This window comes from Ensifer sp. (assembly GCF_035999135.1).
Classification (GTDB): domain Bacteria; phylum Pseudomonadota; class Alphaproteobacteria; order Rhizobiales; family Rhizobiaceae; genus Ensifer.
This window is the reverse complement of record NZ_DASYGZ010000155.1, coordinates 1-5,731: the sequence shown is the minus strand read 5'-3', so window position 1 is coordinate 5,731 and position 5,731 is coordinate 1. Positions and strand designations below refer to the sequence as shown.

4 protein-coding genes are annotated in these 5,731 nt (G+C 64.4%); 3 read left to right on the top strand and 1 reads right to left on the bottom strand.

From position 1 onward, the window contains the following. The first annotated feature begins 505 nt into the window (after positions 1-505). From hrpB to VGO12_RS20460, 3 genes are all read left to right on the top strand, one after another. Entirely contained in the window at positions 506-2,965 is a 2,460-nt protein-coding gene (gene hrpB / locus VGO12_RS20470) for an ATP-dependent helicase HrpB (RefSeq protein ID WP_327514594.1), read from the top strand. A 34-nt stretch (positions 2,966-2,999) separates the two neighbouring features. Next, entirely contained in the window at positions 3,000-4,307 is a 1,308-nt protein-coding gene (locus tag VGO12_RS20465; RefSeq protein WP_327514593.1) for an ActS/PrrB/RegB family redox-sensitive histidine kinase, read from the top strand. Positions 4,308-4,389: 82 nt separating this feature from the next. Beyond that, on the top strand, positions 4,390-4,974 hold the full coding sequence (locus tag VGO12_RS20460) for an ActR/PrrA/RegA family redox response regulator transcription factor (RefSeq protein ID WP_065774279.1): 585 nt from the start codon (positions 4,390-4,392) through the stop codon (positions 4,972-4,974). 5 nt (positions 4,975-4,979) lie between these two features. Here VGO12_RS20460 and VGO12_RS20455 read toward each other — a convergent pair whose 3' ends face one another. Beyond that, entirely contained in the window at positions 4,980-5,513 is a 534-nt protein-coding gene (locus VGO12_RS20455) for an MmcB family DNA repair protein (RefSeq protein WP_327514592.1), read from the bottom strand. Positions 5,514-5,731 lie beyond the last annotated feature (218 nt).

The following is a 5,731-nucleotide window of genomic DNA, read 5'->3' as shown; positions in this document are numbered from 1 at the left end:
CGCCCTCGTCAGTGATCGGGCTTATAGACCCCACACCTCAGATACGTCAACATGCAAATTCAAAAAACTGTCAAAAATCGACAACCAACTGATTTTACTCAATGTTTTCGACTGTTGATAAACTCCACAGATTTGGAGGAGCGAAAAGGCAGCGACTCCGTGCCGCGAATCTTTGATCGAATGGTCAAAAACCGGATCACCGCTCGTCTTGGGCAAAATGGCCCCTCAGAGTGCCCTTCCCTATATATAGACAGCGGGCATCGATTGGCCGTCAGATATTGATCTGATCGGCCTGAAAGCGACACGCTCGCGGCCCACGGACGCGCCGCGCCTTGCCCTTGGCCGGGCTATTGCCGTACTTGCGAAACGTCGCCCTGCCCGACGTCACGACCTGTGCGGTCGGGACGGAGCGACAAACAGATGATGCATCGGCCAAGATAGAAGCGGCCGCAGGCGGCACCATTCTTTCCATAGGGGCCTTTCCATTAGGGGCGGAGAACCAGACGTGACGACACAGCTTCCTCAGCTTCCGGTTCGCGAGGTGCTGCCCGCCTTGGCGGATGCATTGACCGCAGGCGCCTCCGTGGTGCTCTCGGCTCCACCCGGCGCCGGCAAGACGACGCTTGTCCCGCTCTTCCTTCTCAGTCAGCCTTTTACCAAAGGCGGCAAGATCATCCTGCTCGAACCGCGCCGGCTTGCGGCAAGGGCCGCAGCCGGCCGCATGGCCGAACTGCTCGGCGAGAAGGTCGGCGAAACCGTCGGCTACCGCATGCGCCTCGACAATCGCGTCTCTGGCAAGACGCGCATCGAGGTGGTGACCGAGGGTGTGTTTGCCCGCATGATCCTCGATGACCCGGAACTCAACGGCGTCGCGGCCGTATTGTTCGACGAATTCCACGAGCGCTCGCTCGATGCGGATTTCGGCCTGGCGCTGGCGCTCGATGTGCAGGCGGCGCTACGCGACGACCTCAAGATCGTGGTGATGTCGGCAACGCTCGATGTCGAGCGGGTTTCGGGCCTTCTTGGCGGTGCCCCGGTGATCGAAAGCCAGGGGCGCAGCTACCCGATCGACATCCGCTATCAGGACCGCGGCGGCGAGAGCGTCGAGGATGCAATGGTGCGGGCGATCTCCGACGCGCATCGCGCGGAGGAAGGTTCTGTCCTCGCCTTCCTGCCCGGCCAGGCCGAGATCACCCGTGTTGCCGCGCGGCTTCAGGACCGCTTCGGCGGACAGACGGCGATCGTGCCGCTTTACGGCAACCTGACCCAGAAGGAACAGGATGCGGCGATCCGCCCGGCGCCATCCGGCACCCGCAAGATCGTCCTTGCCACCTCGATCGCCGAGACCTCGATTACCATCGACGGCGTGCGCATCGTCATCGACAGCGGCCTGCAGCGGCTGCCGGTATTCGAGGCGGCGACCGGCATCACCCGGCTGGAGACGGTGCGGGTGTCGCGCGCCTCGGCCGACCAGCGCGCCGGTCGCGCCGGTCGAACCGAGCCCGGCATCGCCATCCGTCTCTGGCACAGCGGCCAGACGGCAGCCCTTGCCGCCTTCACGCCCCCACAGATCCTGGCGAGCGACCTTTCCGGCCTGCTGCTCGACTGCGCCCATTGGGGCGTCAGCAATCCCGCCAGCCTCTCCTTCATCGACCCGCCGCCGGAAACGACGGTTGCAGAGGCGCGAAAGCTGCTGACCGAGCTCGGCGCACTGGAGGAAACAGGGGCATTGACCGCGAAGGGCCGCAAGATCCGCGATCTCGCCTTGCCGCCACGCCTTTCGGCCATGGCGGTTGACGCAGCCGAAGAAGGCCAGGCGGAAGCCGCCTGCCAGCTTGCGGTCATGCTCACCGAACAGGGGCTCGGCGGAAACAGCATCGATCTCGAGGACCGGCTGCGGCGGTTCCGCCAGGAGCGCGGAGACCGCGCCGAAGCCTCGCGCAACCTCGCACGCCGCATGGCGGCGGCACTCAAGGGCGTCCCCAGATCGAACGCGCCGATCCAGCCGGGCGCGCTTTTGATGCACGCCTTCCCCGACCGCATCGCGCTTCAGCGCGGCGGCCGCGGGCGCTTCGTGATGGCCAACGGTCGCGGCGCGGAGATCCCGGAGACCGAGCGGCTCGCCGCCGCATCGATGCTCGTCATCGCGGATCTCACGGGCCGGGCGGGCGGCCAGCGGGTGCTGGCGGCGGCCGAGCTGACGCGCGCCGACGTCGAAGACCACATGCCGGAAGCGATCACCCGCGAAGACCAGAGCTTTTTCGACAAACAGAGCCGCCAGGTGCGGGCGCGACGGGTGACCCGGCTTGGCGCCATCATCTTCGAAGAGACGCCGCTTGCCCGGCCAACGGGGGAAGCCGCCGCGCGGGCGCTCGCCGATGGCGTGCGCCAGCTTGGCTTCGCCATGTTGCCGTTCTCCAAGGAAGCGATGCAGATGCGCCACCGGATCGGCTTCCTCAACCGCTCGATCGGCGAGCCCTGGCCGGATGTCTCGGACGAGGCGCTGCTTCAGCGGCTCGACGCGTGGTTCGTGCCGTTCCAGCATGGTGTGACCGCAATTGCCGATATCAAGGCTTCCAACCTGTCAGACGGATTGCTGTCGCTGGTACCGCACGACAGGCAGCGGGAGCTCGGCAGGCTCGCGCCGACCCATTTCGAGGCGCCGACCGGCCAAAGACACCCGATCCACTATGATGGCGACGAGCCGTTGCTATCGATCCGCGTGCAGGAACTCTTCGGCCTCAAGACCCATCCGGCGATCGGCGACGGCCGCCTGCCGCTGCTGCTCGAGCTGATCTCGCCCGGACACCGGCCGATCCAGACGACGCGAGACCTGCCGGGGTTCTGGGCCGGCTCCTGGCGCGACGTGCGCGCCGACATGCGCGGGCGTTATCCAAAACACCCCTGGCCGGAGGATCCGGCCAATGCGGCGCCAACGACACGGGCAAAGCCGCGTGGTACATGAAGCCACACCACCGATGACGGGAATGCAGGACCGAATGACCACAGTTGCGCTCGAACACAACAACGACCAGACCAGCAACCGCAGCCTGCGCCTGCAGACACTGGTGCGGCTGCGCTGGCTTGCGGTCGGCGGCCAGTCGATCGCCGTCTTCATCACCGCGTTCTGGCTGCAGTTTCCGCTGCCGCTGATCTCCTGCCTGGTGCTGATCGCCAGCCTGGCGCTGGTCAACGCCTATGTGACGCTGCGCTATCCGCCGACGCACCGGCTGCATCCCCCCGCCGCCTTTGCGCTGCTGGGTCTCGATCTCGCCCAGATCACCGGGCTCCTGTTCATCACCGGCGGCCTCACCAATCCGTTTGCGCCGCTTCTGTGCGTTCCGGTCATCATCTCGTCTGCGTCCCAGCCGAAATCACAGAGCATCATTCTCGCCGGCCTCGCGGTGATCGCGATCACCGCACTTGCCTTTTCTCCCTTTCCCCTCCCCTGGTATCCTGGCACGGTCCTGCTGATGCCGCGGGTTCTGACCGCGGGCATCTGGTTCGCCATCGTGTCGATGACCGCCTTTGCCGCCTTCTATACCTATCGCGTCTCGCTCGAGGCGAGCGAGCTTTCGGAAGCACTGACGGCAACCGAACTGGTGCTCCAGCGCGAAAAACATCTGTCGCAGCTCGACGGGCTGGCGGCCGCCGCCGCCCATGAACTCGGCACGCCGCTTGCGACGATCAGCGTCGTCGCCAAGGAGATGGAGCGGGAACTCGGAAACGACCCGCGCTTCGGTGAGGACGTGCATCTCCTGCGCAGCCAGAGCGAACGCTGCCGTGACATCCTGAGACGGCTGACGACGCTGTCGTCGGAAAGCGAGGAGCATATGCGGCTCTTGCCGCTGTCGTCGCTGATCGAGGAGGTGATGGCGCCGCATCGCGAATTCGGCATTCACATCAACCTCGTCGAAAAGGGCGATCGCAGCGCCGAACCGGTTGGCAACCGCAACGCCGGCATCCTTTACGGCCTTGGCAACCTGCTTGAAAACGCCGTCGACTATGCCCGCAAGGAAGTCACGGTTACGGTCGAGCACACGGCGGATCGGGTCCGGGTGACGATCGCGGACGATGGCGACGGATTTGCGCCGGATATCCTGCAGCGCATCGGCGAACCCTATGTGACGCGGCGGCAGAAGGATGATAGCGCCGGCGGCCTCGGTCTGGGGCTCTTCATCGCCAAGACGCTGCTCGAACGCTCGGGCGCACGCCTGCGTTTCGAAAACGGCCGGCCCGACAGGCCGGGTGCTCGGGTCAGCGTCGAATGGCCGCGCGCCCTGATGGATACGAAACTGGCGAAATGACATTTCGCAGTTTATTGAACGAAGCCGGAAGAAACCTATAATCTCGGCGAAAGCGCACAGTTTTCGCCCAAGGATTGCGAGAATGACCGACAAATCGACAGCTTCGCCCAGCACACCCGCACAGGACGCCGAACTGATCGGACCGGACCGCACGCTGCTGCTCGTCGACGACGACGCCCCATTCCTCAGGCGCCTTGCCCGCGCCATGGAAGCGCGCGGCTTTTCGGTCGACATCGCCGAATCGGTGGCCGAAGGCATCGCCAAGGCCAAGGGCAACCCGCCGAAATATGCCGTCATCGACCTGAGGCTCGGCGATGGCAGCGGCCTCGACGTGATCGAGGCGATCCGCGGGCGGCGCGACGACACGCGCATGATCATGCTGACGGGCTACGGCAACATCGCAACCGCGGTCAATGCGGTGAAGCTTGGCGCCGTCGACTATCTCGCCAAGCCCGCCGACGCCGACGAGATCTTTGCCGCCCTCGTCCAGCGTCAGGGCGAACGGGTGGAGCCGCCGGAAAACCCGATGTCTGCCGACCGGGTTCGCTGGGAACATATCCAGCGCGTCTATGAGATGTGCGAGCGCAATGTCTCGGAGACGGCGCGCCGGCTCAACATGCACCGCCGCACGCTGCAGCGCATCCTCGCCAAGCGCGCACCGAAGTAACGGCGTCAGCTGTCGCTGTCGCGGTTGCCCGAAAGGATGTCTCCGATTGAGCCACCAAGATCGCTGTTGCGCTCGGCCGCCCATTCGGCGAGCATCAGCCGTTGCGCCGCCGTGCGGGCGAAGAGCTGAAGCACGGATTTGCGGGTCGGAGCCGCGAGACTGTGTTCAGGCGCTTCGCGGACGATATGGCCTTCGTAGCCGTCCGACAGCAACAGGCCGCATTCCTCGGGAAAGATATCGAGCGGCACGCCGGCATGTGTCGCGAAAAACAGCCGATCGCAGTGCTTGCGGTAATCAGGCCATTTGCGATCGACGCGAAAGTCCTCGATCGACGTCTTGATCTCGACGATCCAGATTTCACCCTTGGCCGACAACGAGATCAGATCGGCGCGCCTTCCGCTTGCAAGGGTGAGTTCCGGCAGCACCGAATGACCCAGTTCGGCAAACAGCCGCTGGACGCCGCGCCTGACCATCATCGCGCGATTCGACTGTCGACCGTCGATCAGCGGGTTGTCGCCATGGATGGAGAGGATCGTCATGCGTCCAGGGCCCCCTTGGACCGGGCATTTTGTTGCAAAAAAGCCAGCGTCTCGGAATTTGCACAGTCTGGCGGAAATGTGGCCGCGCAATCTCTTGCATAGCACAGACTAATCGAAAATAACCGTAGTCACTGTTGGTCGCGGCGACCCAGTTTTTCTTTGCTTCTTTTTAAGAGACACCCATGCGCTTCCGCAATGCCTTCCTCTTGTGCAGCCTC

Excerpts from the sequence above, each read along its gene's own strand:
- VGO12_RS20465 (WP_327514593.1), top strand. The coding sequence starts at position 3,000 with ATGACCACAGTTGCGCTCGAACACAACAACGACCAGACCAGCAACCGC.
- VGO12_RS20460 (WP_065774279.1), top strand. The coding sequence starts at position 4,390 with ATGACCGACAAATCGACAGCTTCGCCCAGCACACCCGCACAGGACGCC.
- VGO12_RS20455 (WP_327514592.1), bottom strand. The coding sequence starts at position 5,513 with ATGACGATCCTCTCCATCCATGGCGACAACCCGCTGATCGACGGTCGA.